The organism is Neptuniibacter sp. QD72_48, from assembly GCF_047778065.1.
Lineage (GTDB): Bacteria > Pseudomonadota > Gammaproteobacteria > Pseudomonadales > Balneatricaceae > Neptuniibacter.
In genome coordinates, this window is the sequence record NZ_CP180547.1 from 3,007,535 (window position 1) to 3,033,127 (window position 25,593).

Genomic DNA, 25,593 nt, shown 5'->3' on the forward strand with positions numbered 1-25,593 from the left:
GAGCTTTAGGCTCCGTTTTTTTGTTTTTGGATCTATCTATTTGGATGATTCAGATGCAGCCAACTCACTGCGGTTGCGTTTCGATTTATACTTCAACCAACCCACCAAATCCGTCCACATCTTATCAATATCCTTTTTCGGTGGCATGATCCCAGCATATGGAAGCTCAATGGTCACCACAGGTATATTCTTAACAAACCAGCCATAGTTGCCTAAAGAACCAGGGTATGTCCCTAGCTGACGTAGGTGCAACGGCCCAAGTTTACGCGGCGGTTGAACACCACCGTCAAAGTCCAAAATTCCGTGCGGCGCATGTACAGAGACAATCACCGTCGGCTTGTATTCATCAATCAAATTGTGAATAACACGACTTTCAGGCTCACTTAAAGGCGCGTGCCCAGGGAAATAGCGCAAACGCTTTTTCGCACTTTTTTGCCAATGCGCTAAAGGCTCAGGGAATTCTGGCGCTGGGGTAAAGTTTCGATTCAGATCAACCTTATTCGCATTTACTCGGCTCGACTTACGCTGCAATAAGCCATCTGGATTCACAACCGGCAAGAAATACCAATCATAAGCACCACTATGATGTTTACGTAAGGTATTAAGCCACTTAAAGGTTACGCTAACACTTGAGTACTCATCACCATGAATACCACCTATAAATAGAACCCTTGGTGCATCTTTATTTTCTTCTGATGCCTGAAAGTGTGCCTCTAAAATTGCACGACCTTGAACTGAATAAAAACGAGGTGGAAGATAAGGATTACTTAAACATTCTTTAACCGAAACACTGGCTAGTTTTTTACCAACCTGTTTGCAGACATTCGTCACCTCTTCTGGATGATTCGCTCCATGAGTCAAAGAAGAGATCAAGATTAAAAAACTCCCAAGAAAAAGGGAGCTATATTTTTTCCACATATACTTACCGAACAACACTATCAACTGTACACATATTAATCAAAAGCGCATTCTAGCATGATTTTAAGGAAAGACTTTGCAGTATTTCATCAGCACGACCTAATTCAAGGACCTGTTGCAATGAAGCTGCTGGCAACGGCACAATACTTACAAGCGAGCTTGCTGGGATAAGAAATTGACCTTCACTGCCAGACTCTAATTGATCAGAGATCAGAACTACCGGAAGCTGTTGGTTCTTAAGTGTTTGGATATTTACTTGCTGATCAAGCCGACCTAACAACCATACTGCACGCTCCCTATAGTCGGTAACATGCAGTTTAAAAACCTCACCCGCCTGCTCGGTTAAATAAGCTTCAATCTTTGTCACTATGAAAGCGTGCTGCATAGAATTACTGACCGTCATGTAGTTCCTTTCACTATAGTCGTTATAGCAACATTTAAGTATCTATATGTAGAACCGCTTTTAAAACTAACTATCGATAGCGCCTTCAAACCCCAGTTGACGCCATGCTTCATAAACAACAACAGCGCTAGCATTAGAAAGGTTCATACTACGGCTTGCTTCTTTCATCGGCATTCGCAACCACTGTTCGCTAGGAAAGCTCTCTCTCACCTCAACCGGCAAACCTCTAGTTTCTGGCCCCAACAACAAAACATCGCCTGCTTGGTAATCTGCTTTGGTGTAGCAGGTTTTACCTTTTGTCGTTAACGCCCAAACCTTTCTAGGCTCTATTTCAGCCAGGCAGGCTTCTAAATCAGGGTGTATTTTAACTGCAGCAAACTCATGATAATCCAAGCCTGCACGACGCAACCGCTTGTCATCAAAGTCAAAACCTAAAGGCTCAACAAGATGAAGATGAAAACCTGTATTAGCACAAAGCCTAATAATATTACCGGTATTTGGCGGTATTTCAGGTTCGAATAGGACAACATGAAGCATAAAAAATCCCCTCAGTTTAAAAGCTGCTGGGATTATATATGAATTCAAAAAACGTGGTTATGGCTGTAAAGGAATAACTTAGGCAACCTCCTGATCATCGCCTTTATCTTCGTCCATACCCAGCTCTTTAATTTTCCGCGTTAGAGTATTACGCCCCCAACCCAGAAGCTCTGCAGCATCGCGTCGACGTCCTGCTGTATGCTTGAGCGCAGTCTCAATCATAATTTTTTCAAAAGCAGGCACTGCAGTATCCAATAGATTGCGATGACCAAGCCCCAACTGCTGATCAGCCCAATTGCGCAATGACAATTCCCAATCACCCGCCACAGCTGTTTCTGATTCACTACTCTGCATAAGCTCTGGCGGCAAATCATCAATAAGCACTTCTCGGCCAGTCGCCATTACCGTCAACCAGCGACAAGTGTTTTCCAACTGCCTAACGTTACCTTGCCATGCCAAATTACACATATAACTTTCCGTGTCAGTAGCAAGTATCTTTGGCTCCACATCTAGCTCTTCAGCAGCCATGCTCAAGAAATGGCGCGCTAAACGCGGAATATCTTCACGTCGTTCAGCTAACTTGGGTAGATGAACACGAATGACGTTAAGACGATGGAATAAATCTTCGCGGAAACGACCTTCAGCTACCAACTTTTCTAAATCCTGATGGGTAGCCGCGATAATACGAACATCAACCTTCACAGCGGTATGGCCGCCAACACGATAGAATTCACTATCGGCCAACACTCTCAACAAACGTGTTTGAGCATCAGCAGGCATATCACCAATTTCATCTAGAAAAAGCGTACCGCCATCGGCTTGCTCAAATCGACCACGACGAGCCGCAGCCGCACCCGTAAAGGCACCTTTCTCATGACCAAACAATTCTGATTCAATCAGATCATGAGGGATCGCTGCCATATTCAAAGGAATGAAAGGCCTATCTCTACGCGGGCTATGCTTATGCAGCGCGTGCGCGACAAGCTCTTTACCCGTCCCAGACTCACCATTAATAAGAACCGTGATATTGGATTGAGATAATCGACCAATCGCACGGAAAACTTCCTGCATAGCAGGCGCTTCGCCAATAATCTCTGTACCTTCTTCAGCAGCTTGCTCAGCTACCTGCTCTCGTTGCTCAATCGCATGTGCCAAAGCGCGTTTGGTTAGTGCAACAGCATCATCAACATCAAACGGTTTTGGTAAATACTCAAATGCACCACCTTGATAAGACGCAACTGCAGAATCTAAATCGGAGTGCGCCGTCATAATAATGATCGGAACTTGTGGATGAGTTTCTTGAATTTTCTCTAGCAACTGCAGACCGTCTGTTCCAGGCATGCGAATATCACTAATGATGGCATCTGGTACTTCACGTTCTAGCTGAGCCAATAAAGCATCTGCACTATCAAAAACTTCGGTTTGAAGCCCTTCTACTGCCATTGCTTTTTCAAGCACCCAACGAATTGAACGATCATCATCGACAATCCAGATTTTACCTGACAGGTTCATGACTTATCTCCAAAGGTATGAATAGTTGAAATTTGGTTTCCCCTGGCTGAGTTTCACACTCAATCAATCCTTGATGCTGATTGATAATCGATTGCGCAATCGACAAGCCAAGGCCGGTTCCTTCTGCACGCCCACTTACCATAGGGTAGAAAATCTTACTGAGTATCTCTTCTGGAATTCCTGGGCCGTTATCCACAATTTCGACACTACACACCAAACGGTGTTTTTCTGCGCCTAATGTAATTTGACGGAAAGCCCGAGTTTTAATCTGAATGGTTGGATCAGCGCTTCCCGCAGCCTGCATGGCTTGCATGCTGTTACGCAGAATATTTAATACCGCTTGAATAAGTTGCTCTGCATCACCGGTAAACTCAGGGATACTCGGATCGTAATCTCGTAACAGGGATACAGCCCCCTTCGTTTCAGCCTCAATTAGCTGGCAAACCCGTTCGAGTATGGCGTGGATATTAACGTCTTCAAGCTTAGGTAACTTACGCGGCCCCAACAGACGATCCACCAAGTTCCTTAAACGATCAGCCTCTTCAATGATTACGCGGGTATAATCATGTAGCGCAGGATCTGGCAGCTCTCGTTCTAGCAATTGCGCGGCACCACGAATTCCACCAAGAGGATTCTTAATTTCATGCGCCATGCCACGGACTAGGGATCTGGCAGTATCGTGTTGAGTTAGAAGGTCTTCTTCACGCTCAATTCTCATCAAACGGTCTCTAGCTTCTATCTCAATCAGGAGCTGTCGACCGCTCAACCAGAACAATGGATTAATTGAATAATCAACCGTTAGTACACTGCCACTCTGAGTCACCAATTTAGCTTCACGGCGAGTGTAAGGGTGACCAGTTTCAATACAAGCGCGCAGATCTTCAATGCCTTGCTCCTCTGGTGAGAACCACTCCGCTACAGACACTTGAGACAAACGGCGTAAACTCGCCTCTAACAGCATCTCAGCCGCAGGATTGGCATATTCCACATCAAGGTTGCCATCCAGCAAAACCACCGCTGTAGAAAGGTTTTCTATTATCTGTTTATGAAAATCTATTACTGGCATCGACCTACACTCTTTTACTTAAGTTTACTTCTGCAAAAAGCAAACCAAGTTTCACCCCTGCCCTAAATTGCTCTCAGGCAGCACCATTACTGACTATTCTAATATTGAGTGTAGCTACTTAAAAATGATAGCGCACCATTTTAGTGCATTAAATATTATTAAGATTTTAAACGTCACTAAATAAGTGCATAAGGGAAAGATTTAAAAACAAAAAAGCCTCCACAAGGGAGGCTTTTTTAAGAAGAATTAAGACTTATACAGAGTAGTACAGATCAAATTCAACTGGGTGAGTAGTCATGTTAACTTTCTCAACTTCTTCACGCTTCAGCTCGATGAATGCATCTAGCATGTCATCAGTGAATACGCCGCCAGCAGTCAAGAACTCACGATCGTTCTCTAGAGCATCTAGAGCTTCTTCTAGAGAAGCAGCAACCTGTGGGATCTCAGCAGCTTCTTCAGCCGGTAGATCGTAAAGGTCTTTATCAGCAGCATCGCCAGGGTGAATCTTGTTCTTGATACCGTCAAGACCAGCCATCATAAGCGCTGCGAAGCACAGGTATGGGTTAGCAGATGGATCAGGGAAACGAGCTTCTACACGACGTGCTTTAGGATTAGTCACGTATGGAATACGGATTGAGGCAGAACGGTTACGTGCAGAGTAAGCAAGCATAACTGGCGCTTCGAAACCTGGTACTAGACGCTTGTAAGCGTTAGTAGAAGAGTTAGTTAGAGCGTTAAGCGCTTTAGCGTGCTTGATGATACCGCCAATGTAGTAAAGAGCAGTTTCAGACATGCCTGCATAAGCATCACCAGAGAACAGGTTAACACCGTCCTTAGATAGAGACATGTGAACGTGCATACCAGAACCGTTATCACCAACTAGTGGCTTAGGCATAAACGTAGCTGTTTTGCCGTAAGCGTGTGCAACGTTGTGTACGCAGTATTTAAGAACCTGAACTTCGTCTGCTTTAGCAGTAAGCGTATTAGGACCTACACCGATTTCACACTGACCAGCTGTTGCTACTTCGTGGTGGTGTACTTCAATTTCAAGATCCATTGCTTCCATCGCGTCACACATAGCGCCACGTAGGTCGTGAAGAGAATCAATTGGTGGTACTGGGAAGTAACCACCTTTAACACGTGGACGGTGACCTGTGTTACCACCTTCAACATTGTGGCTAGAAGCCCAAGAAGCTTCTTCAGAAGCGATTGTGTAACCGCAACCAGAGATGTCTGCGTGCCATTTAACTTCGTCAAATACGAAGAACTCTGGCTCTGGACCAAACATAGCTGAATCTGCAATACCTGTAGATTTTAGGTACTCTTCTGCACGTTTAGCAACAGAACGTGGATCACGCTCATAACCTTGGCCAGTAGCCGGCTCAACGATGTTACAACGAACGATGATAGTCGTTGCTTCAGAGAATGGATCCAGTACAGTTGCACTGTCGTCCGGCATCAAGATCATGTCGGAATCGTTAATACCTTTCCAACCTGAGATGGATGAACCATCGAACATTTTACCTTCTTCAAAGAAGTCGTCGCCCATATCAGATACAGGGATAGTTACATGCTGCTCTTTACCGTGAGAATCGGTGAAACGCAGGTCAACCCATTTAGCGTTGCTTTCTTTGATCAGATTCAGAGTCTTCTCTGACATTTGACTGTCTCCACTTAATAATTACCAGGCCGAACAGCGCCAGCCTCAAGAAATCAGAATTTATTATCGGCTTAGGACTTAGCAACAAGCGTGCCAGAATATAAAAACCAGCATTCCTCCACAATTAGAGGCACTTGCAGCATAAATACACCAAAAGCACCGCACCAAAATCGAACACAAGCAACTTTAGCGCACCATAATAGTGCAAATCTTGTTAAATCAATTTTTACGCACCGTTATGGGTCTATAATATACTCCAACCTTATTAAAAACGCCCACCTATAATGGGCCTGTTTTTAACTTAATTCTTACCCAGATCAATTCAACCATTCTCTTCATAAAAAGAAAAAGTAAAACTCTGCATAATTGATTAAGAAATATGCAGTAATTTCTCTATAAACACGTATAATTCCGCATTCGCAAAAATATCTCACAGGTATACACACGTGATCGAAAAGCTAAGAAATATCGCTATCATCGCGCACGTTGACCACGGTAAAACAACCTTGGTTGATAAGCTGCTTGCACAATCCGGCACTTTAGGCCGTCGTGATGAAGGCACTGAGCGCATCATGGACTCCAATGACCAGGAGAAAGAGCGCGGCATTACCATTTTGGCAAAAAATACTGCCATTACATGGAACGACTACCGCATCAACATCGTTGACACTCCTGGACACGCCGACTTCGGCGGTGAAGTAGAACGCGTACTGTCCATGGTTGACTGTGTATGCCTACTGGTTGACGCTGTTGACGGCCCAATGCCACAAACGCGCTTCGTAACTCAGAAAGCATTTGACCAAGGCCTTCGCCCAATCGTTGTTATCAATAAAATTGACCGCCCAGGTGCGCGTCCAGATTGGGTTATCGATCAAGTATTCGATCTTTTCGATAGCCTTGGTGCAACGGATGAACAGCTAGACTTCCCAATCGTTTACGCATCTGCACTAAACGGCATCGCAGGCCTAGAACCAGACGATATGTCTGACGATATGACGCCTCTTTTCGAAGCAATCGTTGAACATGTTGAACCACCAAAAGTAGATGTTGACGGCCCATTACAGATGCAAGTATCTGCTCTGGACTATAACAGCTACTTAGGCGTTATCGGTGTTGGCCGCGTTACCCGTGGTACGATCAAAACTAACACTCAGGTTAAAGTTATTGACCGCGAAGGCGCTATCCGCAGTGGTCGTATCCTTAAGATCATGGGCTATCACGGCCTAGAACGCGTTGAAGTTGATACAGCCACTGCTGGGGACATCATCTGCGTTACAGGTATCGATGCGCTAAACATTTCGGACACAATCTGCGACCCAGATAAAGTTGAAGCCTTACCTGCGCTAAGCGTAGATGAGCCAACTGTATCCATGACGTTCCAGGTTAACGATTCTCCGTTTTCTGGCCAGGATGGTAAATTTGTAACTAGCCGTAACATCAAAGAGCGTCTAGATCGCGAACTTATCCACAACGTTGCCCTACGCGTTGAAGATGGAGACACACCAGAGAAATTCAAAGTGTCTGGTCGAGGTGAACTACACCTTTCCGTATTGATCGAAACAATGCGTCGTGAAGGTTTCGAACTAGGTGTATCCCGTCCTGAAGTAGTTCAAAAAGAGGTTGATGGCGAAATCCATGAACCTTACGAAGACGTAATGATTGACGTTGAAGATGAACACCAAGGCGCGATCATCGAAGAGCTTGGTAAGCGCAAAGGCGATATGACCAATATGGAAGTAGACGGCAAAGGCCGTTCACGCCTTAGCTTTATCATTCCTTCTCGCGGCTTAATCGGCTTCCGCTCTCTGTTCCTTACCATGACTTCTGGTACAGGTATCATGACCTCAGTGTTCGATCATTATGGACCAGTTAAAGAAGGTGAAGTAGAAAGCCGAAATAATGGTGTACTTGTATCTATGGTTACAGGTAAAGCACTTGGCTACTCTTTATGGAATCTACAAAGCCGTGGCCGCCTCTGCATCGAACCAAATATCGACGTTTATGAAGGCATGCTACTAGGTATTCACAGCCGTAGTAATGACTTAGCAGTTAACCCAATCAAAGGTAAGCAACTAACAAACGTACGTGCATCTGGCACAGATGAAAACATCCAACTGACTCCTCCAGTAAAATTCACTCTGGAACAAGCTTTGGATTTCATCGAAGATGACGAATTGGTAGAAGTAACACCTAACTTCATCCGCCTACGTAAGAAGCTTCTTAAAGAGAACGAACGTAAGCGTGCGAAGAACAAATAAGAGATTATCTCTATGATAAAAAGGCAGCCTTGAGCTGCCTTTTTTATTTTCTAATACCGTAGCTCTGACACAACTAGCTCACTATACTTAAAAATTAGGACGTCAATCTGTGCCGGAGGCTATATGCGCATTCCCTACCCTGAAATACATCCCTATAACGAATTTCAGCTAAAGGTTTCTGATACCCACAGCCTTTACGTAGAGGAAAGTGGTAACCCTCAAGGGATTCCAGCGTTATTTATTCACGGAGGCCCTGGCGGCGGCACAGCACCAGCGCATAGAAGTTTTTTTGATCCCGAGAAATATCGAATTATTCTGTTCGACCAACGTGGATGCGGCAGATCAATACCCCATTCAGATCTCACAGATAATACGACCACGCATCTAATAGGAGACATCGAAGCAATCAGAAATCATCTGAATGTGGATAAATGGTTGCTATTCGGTGGTTCTTGGGGGGCGACACTTAGCCTTCTCTACGCTCAAGCTCATCCTGACCGCGTTTCCGGCATGATTCTTAGAGGTATTTTTCTATGTCGGGATCAGGATATCCAGTGGTTTTATCAACGTGGTGCGAGTGCAATCTTCCCCGACTATTGGAAAGAGTACGAACAGGTCATTCCTGACACCGAGCGCGACGACATGCTCAAAGCCTACTACAAGCGCTTAACCTCATCGAATGAGATTGCACGTATGTCTGCAGCAAAAGCATGGTCTATTTGGGAAGGTCGCTGTTCCACTCTAGACCCAAACAACGATATCGTTGATCATTTTGCAGACCCTCACGTAGCACTTGCGATGGCGAGAATAGAAGCTCATTTCTTTATAAATAAAGCTTTTATAGAGCCTAACCAAATCATTGATAATTGCTCAAAAATAGAAGAAATCAAAACAGTGATCGTACATGGCCGCTACGACATGGTTTGTCCAATAGAACAAGCTCAAGCCCTCTATGACGCTTTACCAGAATCAGAGTTTCACATCGTACGAGATGCAGGCCACTCAGCTTTTGAGCCAGGTATTACTGACAATCTAATTCGTGCAACAGATAACTTCGCCATCTCATTAGCATAATGACATACAGACACAAGAAAAACAGGATATGAAAGCACTAATCCAACGAGTCAAATCTGCAAGCGTTGAAGTGAACGCTGAAACCGTGGGCAAGATCAACCAAGGCATTCTATTACTTCTTGGTGTAGAAAAAGACGACACCGAAGCGGATGCCAACAAACTACTGAAGAAAATACTTGGCTATCGCATCTTTGCTGATGCAGAAGGAAAAATGAATCTCAACCTACAACAGATCAATGGTGGACTACTCGTAGTCTCTCAATTCACGATTGTTGCAGACACAAAAAAAGGGCTACGCCCAAGCTTCTCTTCGGGCGCATCACCAGAGCATGGTGAAAAACTATATAACTACTTTGTAAAGCAAGCTAAACAACAGCACACAGAGGTTGAAACCGGTATTTTTGCTGCCGATATGGCCGTCTCATTAACCAATGATGGACCAGTTACCTTTTGGCTCGAAAGCTAAATTTACAGGGCCTATCAAACCTCAGATGAGAGCTGATAGGTCTTTAATCTCTTCTTCTCTTCTGCCTCATCATCAAGCGGTCGATTTAATCTCGCCGCCCGATAATGGCTATTAAAAACTGAAAAATAATCTGACATTATTTCAGCACCTTTTTGATCCCCGGCCAGCTTTAACATCTCCGCAGCTACTTCAGCCGTGCACAATTGACCAGCAACAGGAGCCTTTCTCAACTTATATTGAGAGGTAGAAGTTACCCGAGGTTGGATAACGGGGAGGTGATCTAAATAACGACTATGCCTGAACATACGCCTAGCTTGTCGCCAAGTACCATCAAGTATAATAAAAACAGGCTTTTTCCCAGGCTTTAGCTCAAAATCAACCATCCTCTCCTGATAGTCATCACCCTCGGGAAACACAATATAAGGATCTATATCCTGATGATTAATTGCCTCAAGCAGCTGCTGACTAGGCTCTGTCCTAGACCATTTAAATCGCTGTGTCCCAGCAATACAGTCCTCAATCAATCGCCCAGTATTGGTAGGCTTGAATGTTTCATCATGATGAATCAGTAAGTAAAAACTTACTAAAGCATCGTACTGAAGTTTGTAATCGCAAATACAAGCGCAAATAGACAATAGGCACGACTCACAACGCTCGGTTTTAGACCCGCGTGCAATGAAGGGTTTGGATTCAATCATTGTAATGTTTGAGGTTGATTAGAAGATTGGAAAAGCTCCGCAGCGACACCCCAGTCTAAACCGACGGCTCCACGGTGTAAGAGATGAAATATTTGATGGAGTTCTTGATAACTTAGAACACTAGCCGCGATAGGTTCGTCACCACCGGAAAAAAATAAAAGCTTATACTGCCCGTCGTGATGGCTAATATCTAATCGACTTAGTAGCAATGCACTTTGAGCCATAACTTGCGCGCTTTCTCTCTGAACCTGAAGAGCTTGTTGAGCGTCCTCATGATGAAACTGAGCCATATGCATCTTTTGCTGAACGGGCGCGTCGGCTATTTCCGTAACCGTCTTTTCGAGTAACCCCTGGACAGCATCAAGCAAACGCAGTACTAATTTTCGTGTCAGCCAAAAGTCGATTCTCTGCTGGCCGTTACTCAAATTACCGACAAGAAGAATTCGATCTTCCAATTGATCATAATTAAAAGTAAAAGCAGCAATATTTAACATCTAATGCCTCATTTAGCTGAAAAAATTTAAAGTAATCACAAAATAGCTTAGCCAGATAATTAGTCTAAGCTAAGCTTTTGAATACAATTAAAAATTGTCAGCTATCATTGAATAAAGTAACTTGTATTTTAACAACTATTTGAGAAAGACTGTATGCCTCCTGTTTCTGAACAATCAACAAGTTATCTGATCCCTGCTCGTCCAGAGGTACTTATCAGTATTACCGAGGCCCTAAGACAGTCAGACCCTGATATAAAAGGGATCTGTAATTTAATTAAACAGGATGTCGCTTTATATAGCTCAGTTATCGCAACGGTTAACTCAGCATATTTTGGAATACGAACCGAGATATCTTCTGTTGAGCGTGCAGTTGCACTTTTGGGCATCAAGCGTGTATTCAATATTGTACAACTAGCAGCATTGAAAAATAGCCTGTCCGCCGTCGGCCCCATGGAAAGATTCTGGGATACAGCAACAGAAGTAGCTCGTATTACTGCCGCTTTAGCAAATCAGTTTACCAACCTAGATCCTGACGAAACCTACACACTCGGCATGCTACACGACAGTGGTATTCCTCTATTAATGCAGGCCAAACCAGAATTTAAAGACAAACTCAGAGAACTCAATGGAGCAAGCCTCACTGAGATAAATGAGCAAGAACTCGCCCTATATGGCGTTAGTCATTATCAATTAAGTGCTGAGCTGGCTAGAAAATGGAATATAGGCGAATCAACTGCAGAAGCCATCAGCAGACAGCCTTATTACGAACAAACCTTTCAAGAACCCGCTGATGAGAAAGAAGAGATGCGCTTAAAATTATGCATGCTTCTTTTAGCACGAGATATCAGCGATGCTTACCGCCACTTCTGGCGCATACCTGATCCAAAAGAAGATCCAGTCAAGATTATGCCTATCTTAAATTTCCTTGGGATTAGCGATTTTGATTACGCAGACCTTAAAGAAGATATATTAAATACCCTTAGCCTACAGCAATAAAGGACAGCTAAGGACAGCTAAGGACAGCTAAGGACAGCTAAGGACAGCTAAGGACAGCTAAGGACAGCTAAGGACAGCTAAGGACAGCTAAGGACAGCTAAGGACAGCTAAGGACAGTATTCAGTTTAATATTAAGTTTAATTAAGACAACTCATCCTGACGGGCTTATCTGCTTTTACCCGTTTTTATCCGCTCTAAGCAGCGCCTATCCGCTCTTAACCGTATTTTATAACCCACAACGAAAAAACCCCGATCACATCGTGACCGGGGTTTTCTCTTAATTAAATGCTTGGCGATGACCTACAATAAGTTGAAAGCTACGCTTTCACTCGCTCCGCGACGCCTTTGGCGCTTCAACCTGGCACCTGCGGTGCATCGGTTGTTGTCATGCCCTCTGGGTACACATGTTCCATGTTCGAGTAGGTATCCGAACAATGAAGCATAAAAAAAGGCCCATCCAATGGATGAGCCTTTTTTTAGGAATATATGCTTGGCGATGACCTACTCTCACATGGGGAAGCCCCACACTACCATCGGCGATGTTGCGTTTCACGTCTGAGTTCGGGATGGATTCAGGTGGTTCCACAACTCTATGGTCGCCAAGCAAAACTGTTACAACTTAGATCTGATTCTTCTTTTATTTGATCTAGATAGTTTATCGACTGTAGCTTAACTACGCGCTAATTCGTTACTCTCTATCGTCTTACGTATCTTACAAGTCACTTGCCAAACGCCTTGGGCGTTATATGGTCAAGCCTCACGGGCAATTAGTATTGGTTAGCTCAACGCCTCACAGCGCTTCCACACCCAACCTATCAACGTCGTAGTCTTCAACGGCCCTTTAGGGGAATCAAGTTCCCAGTGAGATCTCATCTTGAAGGAGGCTTCCCGCTTAGATGCTTTCAGCGGTTATCCCGTCCGAACGTAGCTACCCGGCAATGCAATTGGCATCACAACCGGTACACCAGAGGTTCGTTCACTCCGGTCCTCTCGTACTAGGAGCAACTCTTCTCAAATCTCAAACGCCCACGGCAGATAGGGACCGAACTGTCTCACGACGTTCTAAACCCAGCTCGCGTACCACTTTAAATGGCGAACAGCCATACCCTTGGGACCGGCTTCAGCCCCAGGATGTGATGAGCCGACATCGAGGTGCCAAACACCGCCGTCGATGTGAACTCTTGGGCGGTATCAGCCTGTTATCCCCGGAGTACCTTTTATCCGTTGAGCGATGGCCCTTCCATACAGAACCACCGGATCACTAGAACCTACTTTCGTACCTGCTCGACGTGTCTGTCTCGCAGTCAAGCACCCTTCTACTCTTGCGCTCATTGCATGATTTCCGACCATGCTGAGGGTACCTTCGTGCTCCTCCGTTACTCTTTGGGAGGAGACCGCCCCAGTCAAACTACCCACCACACAATGTCCCCGATCCCGCTTAGGGAACTGGGTTAGAACCTCAACATTACCAGGCTGGTATTTCAAAGGTGGCTCCACTCTATCTGGCGACAGAGTTTCAAAGCCTCCCAGCTATTCTACACAAGTAATGTCAAAGTCCACTGTGAAGCTGTAGTAAAGGTTCACGGGGTCTTTCCGTCTAGCCGCGGGTAAACTGCATCTTAACAGCTATTTCAATTTCACTGAGTCTCGGGTGGAGACAGTGTGGCCATCGTTACGCCATTCGTGCAGGTCGGAACTTACCCGACAAGGAATTTCGCTACCTTAGGACCGTTATAGTTACGGCCGCCGTTTACCGGGGCTTCGATCAAGAGCTTCGCGCAAGCGCTAACCCCATCAATTAACCTTCCGGCACCGGGCAGGCGTCACACCCTATACGTCCTCTTTCGAGTTTGCAGAGTGCTATGTTTTTAATAAACAGTCGCAGCCACCTGGTATCTTCGACCGGCCTCAGCTTAGGGAGCAAGTCCCATCACCAAAACCGGCGCACCTTCTCCCGAAGTTACGGTGCCATTTTGCCTAGTTCCTTCACCCGAGTTTTCTCATACGCCTTAGTATTCTCTACCTGACCACCTGTGTCGGTTTAGGGTACGGTTAGTCATAACCTGAAGCTTAGAGGATTTTCCTGGAAGCATGGCATCAACTACTTCAGTCCATAAAGGACCTCGTCATCGATTCTCGGTCTTAAAAGAGCCCGGATTTACCTAAGCTCTAAACCTACTATCTTAAACGCGGACAACCAACGCCGCGCTAGCCTAGCCTTCTCCGTCCCCCCATCGCAGTTATGAGCAGTACAGGAATATTAACCTGTTTCCCATCGGATACGCTCTTCAGCCTCTCCTTAGGGGCCGACTCACCCTACCTCGAATAGCGTTGGATAGGAACCCTTGGTCTTCCGGCGGGGAGGGTTTTCACCTCCCTTATCGTTACTCATGTCAGCATTCGCACTTCTGATACCTCCACGGTGCCTTACAGCTTCCGCTTCAACAGCTTACAGAACGCTCCTCTACCATGCACAAAGTGCATCCGTAGCTTCGGTGTTATGCTTAGCCCCGTTATATCTTCCGCGCGGGCCGACTCGACTAGTGAGCTATTACGCTTTCTTTAAAGGGTGGCTGCTTCTAAGCCAACCTCCTAGCTGTCTAAGCCTTCCCACATCGTTTCCCACTTAGCATAAACTTTGGGACCTTAGCTGACGGTCTGGGTTGTTTCCCTTTCCACGACGGACGTTAGCACCCGCCGTGTGTCTCCCGTGATTGAACTCATGGGTATTCGGAGTTTGCATCGGGTTGGTAAGTCGGGATGACCCCTAGCCGAAACAGTGCTCTACCCCCCATGGTTAGACACGAGGCACTACCTAAATAGTTTTCGAGGAGAACCAGCTATCTCCGAGTTTGATTAGCCTTTCACTCCTATCCACAAGTCATCCGCTGGCTTTTCAACGACAGTCGGTTCGGTCCTCCAATGCATGTTACTGCATCTTCAACCTGCCCATGGATAGATCACTCGGTTTCGGGTCTACTCCTAGCGACTGGACGCCCTATTAAGACTCGGTTTCCCTACGGCTCCGCAAATGCTTAACCTTGCCACTAAAAGTAAGTCGCTGACCCATTATACAAAAGGTACGCAGTCACCGTCCTAAAACGGCTCCCACTGCTTGTACGTACACGGTTTCAGGGTCTATTTCACTCCCCTCACAGGGGTTCTTTTCGCCTTTCCCTCACGGTACTGGTTCACTATCGGTCAGTCAGGAGTATTTAGCCTTGGAGGATGGTCCCCCCATATTCAGACAGCGTTTCACGTGTGCCGTCCTACTCGATTTCACTTTAAAAGACCTTTCACATACGGGGCTATCACCCACTATGGCCACACTTTCCAGAGTGTTCTGTTAAATCTAATAAAGCTTAAGGGCTAGTCCCCGTTCGCTCGCCGCTACTTAGGGAATCTCGGTTGATTTCTTTTCCTCTGGGTACTTAGATGTTTCAGTTCCCCAGGTTCGCCTCTAATAACCTATGTATTCAGTTAAAAGATACCTATAAATAGGTGGGTTTCCCCATTCGGAAATGTCCGGATCAAAGGTTGTTTACCACCTCCCCGAACCTTATCGCAGGTTACAACGTCCTTCATCGCCTCTGACTGCCAAGGCATCCACCGTGCACGCTTAGTCACTTGACCATATAACCCGAAGGCGTCTGGAATCACAGTAACTTGTATTGCTAGTAACGATAGATTTCGCCGAATTGGCGCATGCAGTAAAACTACATGTCTTAAATCTAAATCAAATGAATCAAATCCAAATTGTTAAAGAGCGTTTAAAGCAAAAAAGCTTTAAAAGATAATGTCTTAAACGACAATATGTTTTAAAACTCTTCCTTCTCATCCTCAAGGATGATGGTGGAGCTATGCGGGATCGAACCGCAGACCTCCTGCGTGCAAAGCAGGCGCTCTCCCAGCTGAGCTATAGCCCCAAGAAAAACAGTAAGGCTATTGATTGGTAGGCCTGAGTGGACTTGAACCACCGACCTCACCCTTATCAGGGGTGCGCTCTAACCAGCTGAGCTACAAGCCTACACCGTTGCTCTTAACTTCTCTGATCAGATAATTCGTGTGAACGCTTGCCGAGAATCGGCTTTCGTTTAAGGAGGTGATCCAGCCCCAGGTTCCCCTAGGGCTACCTTGTTACGACTTCACCCCAGTCATGAACCACACCGTGGTAACCGCCCTCCCGAAGGTTAAGCTAGCTACTTCTGGTGCAATCCACTCCCATGGTGTGACGGGCGGTGTGTACAAGGCCCGGGAACGTATTCACCGCGACATTCTGATTCGCGATTACTAGCGATTCCGACTTCATGGAGTCGAGTTGCAGACTCCAATCCGGACTACGACCGGTTTTCTGAGATTAGCTTACCCTCGCAGGTTCGCGGCCCTCTGTACCGGCCATTGTAGCACGTGTGTAGCCCAACTCGTAAGGGCCATGATGACTTGACGTCGTCCCCACCTTCCTCCGGTTTGTCACCGGCAGTCTCCTTAGAGTTCCCACCCGAAGTGCTGGCAAATAAGGACAAGGGTTGCGCTCGTTACGGGACTTAACCCAACATTTCACAACACGAGCTGACGACAGCCATGCAGCACCTGTCTCAGAGTTCCCGAAGGCACGAAACTATCTCTAGTAACTTCTCTGGATGTCAAGAGTTGGTAAGGTTCTTCGCGTTGCGTCGAATTAAACCACATGCTCCACCGCTTGTGCGGGCCCCCGTCAATTCATTTGAGTTTTAACCTTGCGGCCGTACTCCCCAGGCGGTCTACTTATCGCGTTAGCTGCGCCACTAAAAGATCAAGTCTCCCAACGGCTAGTAGACATCGTTTACGGCGTGGACTACCAGGGTATCTAATCCTGTTTGCTCCCCACGCTTTCGCACCTCAGTGTCAATATCGGTCCAGGTAGTCGCCTTCGCCACTGGTGTTCCTTCCTATATCTACGCATTTCACCGCTACACAGGAAATTCCACTACCCTCTACCGTATTCTAGATTGGCAGTATCAGGTGCAGTTCCAAGGTTGAGCCCTGGGCTTTCACATCTGACTGACCAATCCACCTACGCGCGCTTTACGCCCAGTAATTCCGATTAACGCTCGCACCCTCCGTATTACCGCGGCTGCTGGCACGGAGTTAGCCGGTGCTTCTTCTGCAGTTAACGTCACAGCTAGCAGGTATTAACTACTAACCTTTCCTCACTGCTGAAAGTGCTTTACAACCCTAGGGCCTTCTTCACACACGCGGCATGGCTGCATCAGGCTTGCGCCCATTGTGCAATATTCCCCACTGCTGCCTCCCGTAGGAGTCTGGACCGTGTCTCAGTTCCAGTGTGGCTGATCATCCTCTCAGACCAGCTAGAGATCGTCGCCTTGGTGAGCCATTACCTCACCAACTAGCTAATCTCACGCAGGCTCATCCAATAGTGCAAGGTCCGAAGATCCCCTGCTTTCCCCCGTAGGGCGTATGCGGTATTAGACCAAATTTCTCTGGCTTATCCCCCGCTACTGGGTAGATTCCTACGCGTTACTCACCCGTCCGCCACTCGTCATCAACTAGCAAGCTAGTCATGTTACCGTTCGACTTGCATGTGTTAGGCCTGCCGCCAGCGTTCAATCTGAGCCATGATCAAACTCTTCAGTTTAAATCATTTGTGTTACCAGGAATGTGGTAACGGGCTCTAGTACTAAACAACCGGATAACATTCTTAAGAACGTTAAACCTTTGTAAATCGCTTTAAATGAATTCACTTGGTTGCTTGTCTAGAAAAAGTTTGCTTCTTCTCAACAAGCGCCCACACGAATTATCTGATCAAATTGTTAAAGAGCGTTGCTTTCTTGACTCTCCGCTGAATCAGCGTTTCGTCTCAAGCGAGGCGCATATTCTACTTTGCGCTCATTCAAAGTCAACCGTTTATTTTGCAATTTCGTAAAAAGTTTTTACTCAGCAACCAGACTTTGAATCCTACTCCGCAAGCAATCTTAAAAACCAATGTTTTCAATCACTTACTGAGCACCTCACTCAGCTCTGCAGCCCCTTTAAAAGCGGCCTCCCTAAGCAAGGACGGCGAATTCTACAGACATCTAAAAATGCGTCAACAGCTAATCTATAAAAAACTGAAAAAAGTTGTAAAAAACTTACAAAACACCATCAATCGATCAAGGACTGATCAGCAACGTATAAATACCAGTCAATAGATACAAAAAAGACGCTATTGATTACTTCAGCGCCTTTATAGATTATATCTTAGTCTGGTGTACTGAAATGCTGGATATCCACCAGTTGTATTTCACCAACATCAATACTCTCGGTAAAAAAGTTAGATGCGACTCGAGCAAATCTTAAAGGATCGTCTGTAACGAGGAATTCTACTTCGCCTTTTCCTGACGATATATTGAGAGATCCCAATTCAGTTAATGTTCTCTCAACTGCTTTTGCAGTAGTTTCAGCAGAATCAACTAGGCTAACCTCTTCACCCATCACCGCAGCTATACTGGATTTTAAAGCTGGAAAATGTGTACAACCTAAAACAAGAGTATCAATCTTAGCTAAGCCTCTATGCTTAAGTGGTTGAAGACACTTATCAACAATCTGCTCAACCAACTCACCTTCATGCCAACCCTCTTCCGCTAAAGCTACAAATAAAGAACAAGCTTCTGCAGACACCGATGCTTCAGGATTTAGTTTAAGAATTGCATTCTGATAGGCTTGATTATTAACTGTACTCTCAGTTGCAATAACACCTATATTGTTATTACGTGTTACTTCACAACCCGCTTCAGCACCTGGACCTACTACACCCATAACAGCCAGCTGCGGAAAGATTACCTGTAAAGGCTCAACAGCAACTGCTGAAGCAGTATTACAAGCAATGACTAATAATTTTATTTTACGTTCTACCAGTGCCGTTGCAGCTTGTTCTGCGTACCGGGTTACTGATGCAGCACTTTTAGTTCCATAAGGAACCCGCGCGGTATCGCCTAGGTAAAGAAGGTTCTCTGAAGGCAAACGCTTCCTAAGCGCATTTAGTACAGTCAGTCCACCTACACCAGAATCAAATACCCCTATAGGGAGGCTACAACTGTCGCTCATTTTTTGTACTTTGCTTTTTTCTTTTTATTAGCTTTTTTCAACTGCCTTACGTGATCACGGAAACGCTCTTTTTTAGCTAATTGACGACTACTAAGCAGATTTTGCTTTCCTTCAAAGGGGTTTTCACTCGATTTAAATTCAAATCGAATTGGTGTGCCTTTTATACCGAGTACCTGAATAAATTTATTTTCTAAGTACCGTTTGTAAGAACCGGGTAGAGATTTTGTCTGATTACCGTGAATCACAATTACTGGCGGGTTAGAGCCACCCTGGTGCGCATAACGTAATTTAATACGGCGACCTTTAACCATTGGAGGCTGGTGATCAGCTACCACATCTTCTAGTAGTCGAGTCAATTTACTCGTTGACCACTTCGCCATTGCATATTCATATGCTTCATCGACCGAGTCGTACATATTTCCGACATTGCTGCCGTGCAATGCTGATATAAAATGCATTTCCGCAAAATCGGCAAATTCCAGCTTTCTTTCAATTTGTTCTTTTACTTTCGCCTTCTCTTCACCGGTCATGCCATCCCACTTGTTTAGTGCAATGACCATTGAGCGACCACTATCGATGACAAAGCTAAGCATATGCATATCTTGCTCTGTCACACCTTCTCGAGCATCGATCACAAATACAACGACATGTGCATCATTAACTGCTTGCAGCGTCTTAACGATAGAGAATTTTTCTGCCGCTTCTGTAATATTCTTACGACGACGAACACCAGCCGTATCAATTAAGGTGTAGTTTTTCTCATCTCTAATATATGGGATATAAACACTGTCTCTTGTTGTACCCGCTTTATCAAATACAACAACACGATCTTCACCCAACATACGGTTTACCAAAGTAGATTTACCTACATTTGGGCGACCAACTACAGCAATTTTAATACTCTTATCAACTTCATCCATGGTTTCTTGTGTTTCTTCCTCGACTTCAGGAAGCTCTTCAAGAACCATCTCAATCAATTGAGTTACACCACGGCCATGGGAAGCTGCAATCGGGAATGGCTGACCAAAGCCTAACTCATAGAAATCAGCGACAACCACATCAGGATTTAGACCATCAGTTTTGTTAACAACAAGGTAGAATGGTTTATTACTGCGACGAAGGTAATTCGCAATCATTTCATCAGCAGGATTAATACCAGCTCGACCATCTACGATAAATAGCACTACATCCGCTTCTTCCACTGCCTGAAGCGACTGTTTTGCCATTTCATAATCAATACCTTGTTCATCACCGGTTATACCACCGGTATCAACAACAATGTAATCCTGTTCTTCATTTGCCAATCGACCTTCACCGTATTTTCTATCACGGGTCAAACCTGGCAAATCAGCAACCAAGGCATCTCTAGAACGAGTAAGACGATTAAACAAAGTAGATTTGCCGACATTTGGTCGACCAACTAGCGCAATTACCGGTAGCATTTCACTCACCCCTGCTTTAAGTGCAGGTAAAAACAAAAACGGCGGCTATCTGCTCAGCAAATAGCCGCCTGAAAATTTATAATCTAATTACTGCAAACTTAGGGCAGCTAATCGACCACCATTAGTCAGCACGTAAAGAACATCATCTTTCACGACCATATCACCATAGACACCTGATGAGTCTAGTTTATGACGTGCAATAAAGCGTCCGTCAATCTGTGATAGAAAGTGGATGTAACCTTGACGATCAGCCACTGCTATTTCAGAACCTAAAGAAACAGGTGCAGTGATATTTCGATATTGAAGCTTGGTTTGACGCCATACACTAGCGCTACTTCCTCTATCGAATGCTTGTACAGAATCATCAGCTTCACTTACGTAGATATTACCAAAGCCTTCAGCCATTGAACGGTAGCTGGATACATCCTGCGCCCATACAACTTGAGCTCTAAATGGGTTAATAGCTACTAAACGTCCCTGATAACTCGTAACGTATAACATGCCATCAACAAGCAATGGGCGACCATCAATATCAACCATACGTTCTAATTCAGAACGGCCTTGCGGAAGCGCGACACGGTTTTCCCAAATAGGGATACCTTTTTGATTATCCAACGCAACCAGCTTGCCACTTGCTAAACCAGCAAAAGTTACATCGCTAGCTACGATTGGAGTGCTGGTACCACGAAGAGTCAATCGTGGTACTTGGCTATCATATACCCAGCGTTGGTCACCGGTACTCGCCTCAAAAGCCACAATTTTGCCATTGATCAGCTGAACTACAGCCAGCTCAGCATTAAACTGAGTTGCAGACGTAGCTTCCGAACTAACCTTTCCACGCCAAAGCTCACTACCATTGTCTGCAGCAAGAACAATCAACTCGCCCTCTTCAGTAGTAACAGCAACTTTACCGTATCCAGCACCAACACCACCAACAATTGGCAAATCTAACTCAACCATCCAGCGCTTTTTACCTGTCTCTAGGTCGAAAGCCATAACTGAGCCGTCCGCATCGGCTGCAAAAATAGCGTCATGATCGACAGCTGGTTTAAACTGATGGAACTTACCCTTCATTCCAGAGCCGGCAGAAGTCGACCAAAGCACCGATACTTTTTTCTCTGCTTCAAAAGACTCTAACGGGGTAGGTTGAACTTCTTCACCATCATCCCCCCAGAAACCGCAACCACTAACAACAGCAGCTAACAAACCTACAGCTGTTACACGAACAAGGCTCTTCATTTAGCTATCCTCAGATGCCAAGTCATTAAGTTTCATTTCTAGAATTGGTCGAGTACCTTCCTGACCTGCTGCTGCAACCGCAACTTTGTAGGCTGTACGAGCTTTATCTGCATCACCCTTTTGCAAATATAGATCACCTTTAAGCTCTTCAATTGCAACTTTATAACCACCTACTGGTACACTAGCAATAAGCGTCAGTGCTTTATCTACTTCACCTTGAGCAGCAAGAATGCGTGCTTTACGTAAGTTGGCCAAAATAAACATAGATTCCGTTGGCTGGTTTTGCAGTAACCACTCCAACTCTGCTAGCGCTTTAGGTAACTCGTTATTATCTGCAGCAACACGGGCCATTATTAACGCTGCATAATTAGCATATGCAGTGCCTTCATAATCATCTTTTAGCTCCCGGCTTAAGTGAGTCGCGGTCGCCATTTGCGCTTCATCTTGTTGAGGCCCAACCGCACCTACAACTGCTTCTAGAAGGTTTTGATACAGGATAGATGCATTTTCAGCTTTGGCAGCTTGTTGATCCTGCCAGCCTTTCCATCCCAATACAGCAGCCAATGCTACAGCAATACCTAAAATCAGAGATTTGCCGTTTTCATCCCACCAGCTTTTAAGTGCCTGGACCTGCTCTTCTTCGGTGCGTAACTCTGCCACCTTTAACTCCTGTATCTAATAAACTTTTACGATCGTAATTTTACTAATCAGACTTATCTTACACTGCTGATTTTATCGATAATTTGATCTTCATTAAGATCGAATGATGGCTCTTTATCATACCAAATTGTGCCAGAAAGCTGCTGATTATCGTTTGCTTTAAGCAACAGGACAATAGGCGCACCCGTTTGCTGTGCTTTTTGGCTGATATTTTTTAAACCGCCGCAGTGAATACGGACCCTTAGACCTGGGAATTGATCACGTAACTTATCTGCGAATAATACGATTCGCGATTGAATACCTTTCTCTTCAGCTGCCACATAAAGGTCAAAAGGCTGCTTCACACTCTCAGGAATCAGATCTAATGTTTCCAACATTAGAATCAGGCGTTCAACACCCATTGCAAAACCTACTGCAGGCGTTGGACGTCCACCAAGCTGTTTAACCAGGCCATCATATCGACCACCTGCACATACTGTTCCTTGAGCACCTAATTTCTCAGTCACCCACTCAAAAACTGTTTTGCAGTAATAATCGAGACCACGTACTAAACGGGGATTAATCTCATAGGCGATACCTGCCTCATCTAACATTGCAGTTAATTCAGCAAAGTGCGTTTTCGACTCTTCATCAAGATAATCAGTCAGCACTGGGGCTGCATCAAGTAACGCCTGTGTATTCTGATCTTTACTGTCTAGAATACGTAGAGGATTGGAATCAAGACGACGCAGACTGTCTTCATCTAACTGATCCTTTCTCTCCTCTAAGTATTCTACAAGTGCAGCTTTGTATTCCGCTCTAGCCTGATTACTACCTAGAGAATTTAACTGAAGCGTTACTGAATCGAGAAGACCTAGGCGTTTCCATAGACGCGCACTTAGCATGATAACTTCAGCGTCTATATCTGACGACGCCATACCAAAAGTCTCTACACCAATTTGATGGAACTGACGATAACGACCTTTCTGAGGACGCTCATAACGGAACATCGGACCTTGGTACCAAAAACGCTGCATCTGGTTGAATAGCAAACCATGCTCTTCCGCTGCACGAACACAACTCGCAGTTCCCTCTGGGCGTAAGGTCAAGCTCTCACCATTACGATCATCAAAGGTGTACATCTCTTTCTCAACGATATCAGTAACTTCACCGATAGAGCGCTTAAAAAGATTGGTCTGTTCAACAACCGGCATACGAATCTCACTATATCCGTATGCTGATAAAACGTCTTTAACTGTCTTTTCTAGATACTGCCATACTGGCGTCTGTTCAGGCAGGATGTCATTCATCCCGCGAATGGCTTTAATCTTGGCCAAAACGAAAACCTTAATTCAAATTATTCTGCTACCGGAAGGGTCAAGCGGACAATATTTTTACGCGTATAAGGGGCGAGATTCAGGGCTTTACCGTTATAACTAACACTGGAAACCGCATCAGCAGCCCCGATTTCAATATTCAACGGTGGCTTACCTGTCACATTGAGACTTTGCCCTTCATAACGCATGTTATTAAACAGAGTCTTACCATTGGCATCTTTAATCTTCACCCAACAATCTGCGATAAAAGAGGCGCTAAAATTAACTTCACGCAGATCAGCAGTATCTAGAGGCGAATTAACCTCTGATTCAGATACAGTGCGAGCTTCTTCTGTTTGAGCTTCATTTTGCTCAATAGCTGTTTGCAATTTTTTTATCTCAGCATCAGTAAGATATTCAGGTTCAGCTTCGGACTGACTCCCAACAAGCACTTGCTCTTCTAGTGATTCAGATACAGGCTGATCATCTAAGGGCGGTAAAACTAGTTGTGCTACCCCACCGTCTATAGCTACCACAGCATCTTCTGTCTTTGTAGCTAATGGCTCTACTTGTGCAGCCTCTTCTTCAGTAAGAGTTAAACTTAAAGATCCACCATGCTGAGTCTGCCACCACCAAACGACTAATCCAACTAATGCAGCTACGATTATCCAAGTTGAGAATCTCATCACCGGGTGATTCATTTCAACCTGCTGTCGAACACGGCTGACTGGGCGAATTTGACCTTTACCACCCTCACCATGAATAGTTTCAAATTCTGTAACGAGTTGATCATCATCTAGGTGGAGAAGTTTCGCATAAGCGCGGATATAGCCTTTAGCAAAGACAAGGCTAGGCAAACCTTCTAAGCTACAAGCTTCCAGCTGACTAATATACTGTGCAGGCAAATTAAGATCTGTCGCTACTTGTTCAATACTTAAAGATAGATTTTCACGTGCTGTAGTTAAACGCGCACCCCACTCTTCTGCCAATACTTCAGGCAAACATTCTTGCTGTTCTGTGCTCAACGAGTGGACTCCTTATATTCCTGATACTCTTTTGATTCAGGAAATAAATTTTTCAATATCAAAGCGTATGTAGCTGCTCTGGATGCGTTCCGCTCTTGTCTTGCTAAACGAATACCAACCCAGAGGCTTTTAGCGTAATGCTCAACTCTGCGGCTTTCAACAAGCGCTAAGAACTTTTGAAACTGTTTATCTGCTTCTGAATAGTTACCTTCAGCAAGCAATATTTCAGATAATTCAACCATAGATATCGGTCTATTTGCAGTTACCTGAAGCGCACGCTGAAAAGCATGCTTAGCAGCACTTTCTCTATTCAGGTGGCGATAGCAGCGACCTAAATTCTCAAATGCTTGAGAGCGACGATTATAAAAAGGATCTTCTGTCGCCCGTGCTAGTGATTGACACGCTTCATCATAACGCCCTTTTGCGAACAAAAATGCACCAAAATTATTGTGCATCATTGCAGAGGAAGGCTCAAGTGCGGTTGCTCTACGGAAATACTTTTCAGCTAAAGCGTCATCGCCTTCGATTTGGAAAGCTAAAGCTATGCCATTATGAGCCTCAGCATAGTTTGACTGGATTTCAATCGCCCTTTTAAACGAGGTTTTAGCATTTGCGGTATCTCCTGATTGGAGATACTGAAATCCTAAACGAGAATAAGCCTCATGGGCCTGATTTTTTTCGCTATTTTGGGAGGAGCCTTTAGTTGCACACCCTGCAACGACTAGCACCATGAATAAAGCGAGTACCAGTTTGATTCCTCTCACGCG

The 25,593-nt window shown here is 45.0% G+C and carries 19 protein-coding genes, 2 tRNA genes and 3 rRNA genes; 4 read left to right on the forward strand and 20 right to left on the reverse strand.

Annotated elements, in window-relative coordinates:
- Positions 1 to 36: 36 nt before the first annotated feature.
- The 6 genes from ACMXYX_RS13645 to glnA all read right to left on the reverse strand — a co-directional run bounded on the left by ACMXYX_RS13645 (position 37) and on the right by glnA (position 6,096).
- Entirely contained in the window at positions 37 to 873 is an 837-nt protein-coding gene (locus tag ACMXYX_RS13645) for a M14 family zinc carboxypeptidase (RefSeq protein WP_415896853.1), read from the reverse strand.
- 97 nt (positions 874 to 970) lie between these two features.
- The gene (locus ACMXYX_RS13650; protein ID WP_415882199.1) at positions 971 to 1,321 is read right to left on the reverse strand and encodes a hypothetical protein; all 351 of its coding nucleotides are present in this window, start codon (positions 1,319 to 1,321) and stop codon (positions 971 to 973) included.
- 66 nt (positions 1,322 to 1,387) lie between these two features.
- Positions 1,388 to 1,858 carry a tRNA (uridine(34)/cytosine(34)/5-carboxymethylaminomethyluridine(34)-2'-O)-methyltransferase TrmL gene (trmL, locus tag ACMXYX_RS13655; RefSeq protein ID WP_415882200.1) on the reverse strand — a complete coding sequence of 157 codons (471 nt, stop codon included), beginning with the start codon at positions 1,856 to 1,858 and terminating at the stop codon, positions 1,388 to 1,390.
- Between the two features lie 78 nt (positions 1,859 to 1,936).
- Positions 1,937 to 3,370: a nitrogen regulation protein NR(I) gene (glnG, locus tag ACMXYX_RS13660; RefSeq protein WP_415896854.1), complete on the reverse strand. Its 1,434-nt coding sequence runs from the start codon at positions 3,368 to 3,370 to the stop codon at positions 1,937 to 1,939.
- Positions 3,354 to 4,436 (reverse strand): nitrogen regulation protein NR(II), encoded by a 1,083-nt coding sequence (gene glnL / locus ACMXYX_RS13665; protein ID WP_415896855.1) that lies wholly within the window; start codon positions 4,434 to 4,436, stop codon positions 3,354 to 3,356. Before glnL ends, glnG begins: the two co-directional genes overlap by 17 nt.
- Before the next feature lie 253 nt (positions 4,437 to 4,689).
- Entirely contained in the window at positions 4,690 to 6,096 is a 1,407-nt protein-coding gene (gene glnA, locus ACMXYX_RS13670; RefSeq protein WP_415882203.1) for a glutamate--ammonia ligase, read from the reverse strand.
- Positions 6,097 to 6,542: 446 nt separating this feature from the next.
- Between glnA and typA the strand changes: the two genes are divergently transcribed.
- From typA to dtd, 3 genes are all read left to right on the forward strand, one after another.
- On the forward strand, positions 6,543 to 8,354 hold the full coding sequence (gene typA, locus ACMXYX_RS13675; protein ID WP_415882204.1) for a translational GTPase TypA: 1,812 nt from the start codon (positions 6,543 to 6,545) through the stop codon (positions 8,352 to 8,354).
- A 123-nt stretch (positions 8,355 to 8,477) separates the two neighbouring features.
- The gene (pip, locus tag ACMXYX_RS13680) at positions 8,478 to 9,428 is read left to right on the forward strand and encodes a prolyl aminopeptidase (RefSeq protein ID WP_415896856.1); all 951 of its coding nucleotides are present in this window, start codon (positions 8,478 to 8,480) and stop codon (positions 9,426 to 9,428) included.
- Positions 9,429 to 9,456: 28 nt separating this feature from the next.
- Entirely contained in the window at positions 9,457 to 9,894 is a 438-nt protein-coding gene (dtd, locus tag ACMXYX_RS13685; RefSeq protein WP_415896857.1) for a D-aminoacyl-tRNA deacylase, read from the forward strand.
- Positions 9,895 to 9,908: 14 nt separating this feature from the next.
- On the opposite strand, the gene ACMXYX_RS13690 is transcribed toward dtd, so the two are convergent.
- Both ACMXYX_RS13690 and ACMXYX_RS13695 read right to left on the reverse strand, forming a co-directional pair.
- Positions 9,909 to 10,529 carry a tRNA-uridine aminocarboxypropyltransferase gene (locus tag ACMXYX_RS13690; RefSeq protein ID WP_415906108.1) on the reverse strand — a complete coding sequence of 207 codons (621 nt, stop codon included), beginning with the start codon at positions 10,527 to 10,529 and terminating at the stop codon, positions 9,909 to 9,911.
- 59 nt (positions 10,530 to 10,588) lie between these two features.
- Complete coding sequence (locus ACMXYX_RS13695; protein WP_415896859.1) at positions 10,589 to 11,086, reverse strand: hypothetical protein; 498 nt, start codon at positions 11,084 to 11,086, stop codon at positions 10,589 to 10,591.
- 153 nt (positions 11,087 to 11,239) lie between these two features.
- Here ACMXYX_RS13695 and ACMXYX_RS13700 point away from each other — a divergent pair, with 153 nt between their 5' ends.
- Entirely contained in the window at positions 11,240 to 12,082 is an 843-nt protein-coding gene (locus tag ACMXYX_RS13700) for an HDOD domain-containing protein (protein WP_415882209.1), read from the forward strand.
- 488 nt (positions 12,083 to 12,570) lie between these two features.
- Here ACMXYX_RS13700 and rrf read toward each other — a convergent pair.
- The 12 genes from rrf to pilW form a co-directional block, all read right to left on the reverse strand.
- A 5S ribosomal RNA gene (gene rrf / locus ACMXYX_RS13705) occupies positions 12,571 to 12,686 on the reverse strand.
- Positions 12,687 to 12,828: 142 nt separating this feature from the next.
- Positions 12,829 to 15,715, reverse strand: a 23S ribosomal RNA gene (locus tag ACMXYX_RS13710).
- 217 nt (positions 15,716 to 15,932) lie between these two features.
- Positions 15,933 to 16,008, reverse strand: a tRNA-Ala gene (locus tag ACMXYX_RS13715).
- Positions 16,009 to 16,032: 24 nt separating this feature from the next.
- Positions 16,033 to 16,109: transfer RNA gene (locus ACMXYX_RS13720), tRNA-Ile, on the reverse strand.
- Between the two features lie 68 nt (positions 16,110 to 16,177).
- Positions 16,178 to 17,717: ribosomal RNA gene (locus ACMXYX_RS13725) — 16S ribosomal RNA — on the reverse strand.
- The 16S, 23S and 5S rRNA genes sit together here with 2 tRNA genes alongside, the layout of an rRNA operon.
- A gap of 602 nt (positions 17,718 to 18,319) precedes the next feature.
- The gene (gene murI, locus ACMXYX_RS13730) at positions 18,320 to 19,165 is read right to left on the reverse strand and encodes a glutamate racemase (RefSeq protein WP_415896860.1); all 846 of its coding nucleotides are present in this window, start codon (positions 19,163 to 19,165) and stop codon (positions 18,320 to 18,322) included.
- Positions 19,162 to 20,607, reverse strand: coding sequence for a ribosome biogenesis GTPase Der (gene der / locus ACMXYX_RS13735; protein WP_415882211.1), 1,446 nt, complete (start codon positions 20,605 to 20,607; stop codon positions 19,162 to 19,164). The genes murI and der overlap by 4 nt, the downstream gene beginning before the upstream one ends.
- 87 nt (positions 20,608 to 20,694) lie before the next feature.
- Positions 20,695 to 21,846, reverse strand: coding sequence for an outer membrane protein assembly factor BamB (bamB, locus tag ACMXYX_RS13740; protein WP_415906109.1), 1,152 nt, complete (start codon positions 21,844 to 21,846; stop codon positions 20,695 to 20,697).
- Positions 21,847 to 22,506, reverse strand: a complete 660-nt coding sequence (locus tag ACMXYX_RS13745; protein ID WP_415896862.1) for a YfgM family protein — start codon at positions 22,504 to 22,506, stop codon at positions 21,847 to 21,849.
- A gap of 53 nt (positions 22,507 to 22,559) precedes the next feature.
- Positions 22,560 to 23,795, reverse strand: coding sequence for a histidine--tRNA ligase (hisS, locus tag ACMXYX_RS13750; RefSeq protein ID WP_415898254.1), 1,236 nt, complete (start codon positions 23,793 to 23,795; stop codon positions 22,560 to 22,562).
- 47 nt (positions 23,796 to 23,842) lie between these two features.
- Positions 23,843 to 24,826, reverse strand: coding sequence for a RodZ domain-containing protein (locus ACMXYX_RS13755; protein WP_415896863.1), 984 nt, complete (start codon positions 24,824 to 24,826; stop codon positions 23,843 to 23,845).
- Positions 24,823 to 25,590: a type IV pilus biogenesis/stability protein PilW gene (gene pilW / locus ACMXYX_RS13760; protein WP_415906110.1), complete on the reverse strand. Its 768-nt coding sequence runs from the start codon at positions 25,588 to 25,590 to the stop codon at positions 24,823 to 24,825. Before pilW ends, ACMXYX_RS13755 begins: the two co-directional genes overlap by 4 nt.
- Positions 25,591 to 25,593: the final 3 nt, after the last annotated feature.

Bases quoted from the DNA above. Each gene is read 5' to 3' on its own strand.
- glnG (WP_415896854.1), bottom strand. From the start codon at position 3,370: ATGAACCTGTCAGGTAAAATCTGGATTGTCGATGATGATCGTTCAATT.
- trmL (WP_415882200.1), bottom strand. From the start codon at position 1,858: ATGCTTCATGTTGTCCTATTCGAACCTGAAATACCGCCAAATACCGGT.
- hisS (WP_415898254.1), bottom strand. From the start codon at position 23,795: ATGAATGACATCCTGCCTGAACAGACGCCAGTATGGCAGTATCTAGAA.
- bamB (WP_415906109.1), bottom strand. From the start codon at position 21,846: ATGAAGAGCCTTGTTCGTGTAACAGCTGTAGGTTTGTTAGCTGCTGTT.
- pip (WP_415896856.1), top strand. From the start codon at position 8,478: ATGCGCATTCCCTACCCTGAAATACATCCCTATAACGAATTTCAGCTA.
- murI (WP_415896860.1), bottom strand. From the start codon at position 19,165: ATGAGCGACAGTTGTAGCCTCCCTATAGGGGTATTTGATTCTGGTGTA.
- ACMXYX_RS13695 (WP_415896859.1), bottom strand. From the start codon at position 11,086: ATGTTAAATATTGCTGCTTTTACTTTTAATTATGATCAATTGGAAGAT.
- ACMXYX_RS13700 (WP_415882209.1), top strand. From the start codon at position 11,240: ATGCCTCCTGTTTCTGAACAATCAACAAGTTATCTGATCCCTGCTCGT.
- dtd (WP_415896857.1), top strand. From the start codon at position 9,457: ATGAAAGCACTAATCCAACGAGTCAAATCTGCAAGCGTTGAAGTGAAC.
- glnL (WP_415896855.1), bottom strand. From the start codon at position 4,436: ATGCCAGTAATAGATTTTCATAAACAGATAATAGAAAACCTTTCTACA.
- der (WP_415882211.1), bottom strand. From the start codon at position 20,607: ATGCTACCGGTAATTGCGCTAGTTGGTCGACCAAATGTCGGCAAATCT.
- glnA (WP_415882203.1), bottom strand. From the start codon at position 6,096: ATGTCAGAGAAGACTCTGAATCTGATCAAAGAAAGCAACGCTAAATGG.
- ACMXYX_RS13650 (WP_415882199.1), bottom strand. From the start codon at position 1,321: ATGACGGTCAGTAATTCTATGCAGCACGCTTTCATAGTGACAAAGATT.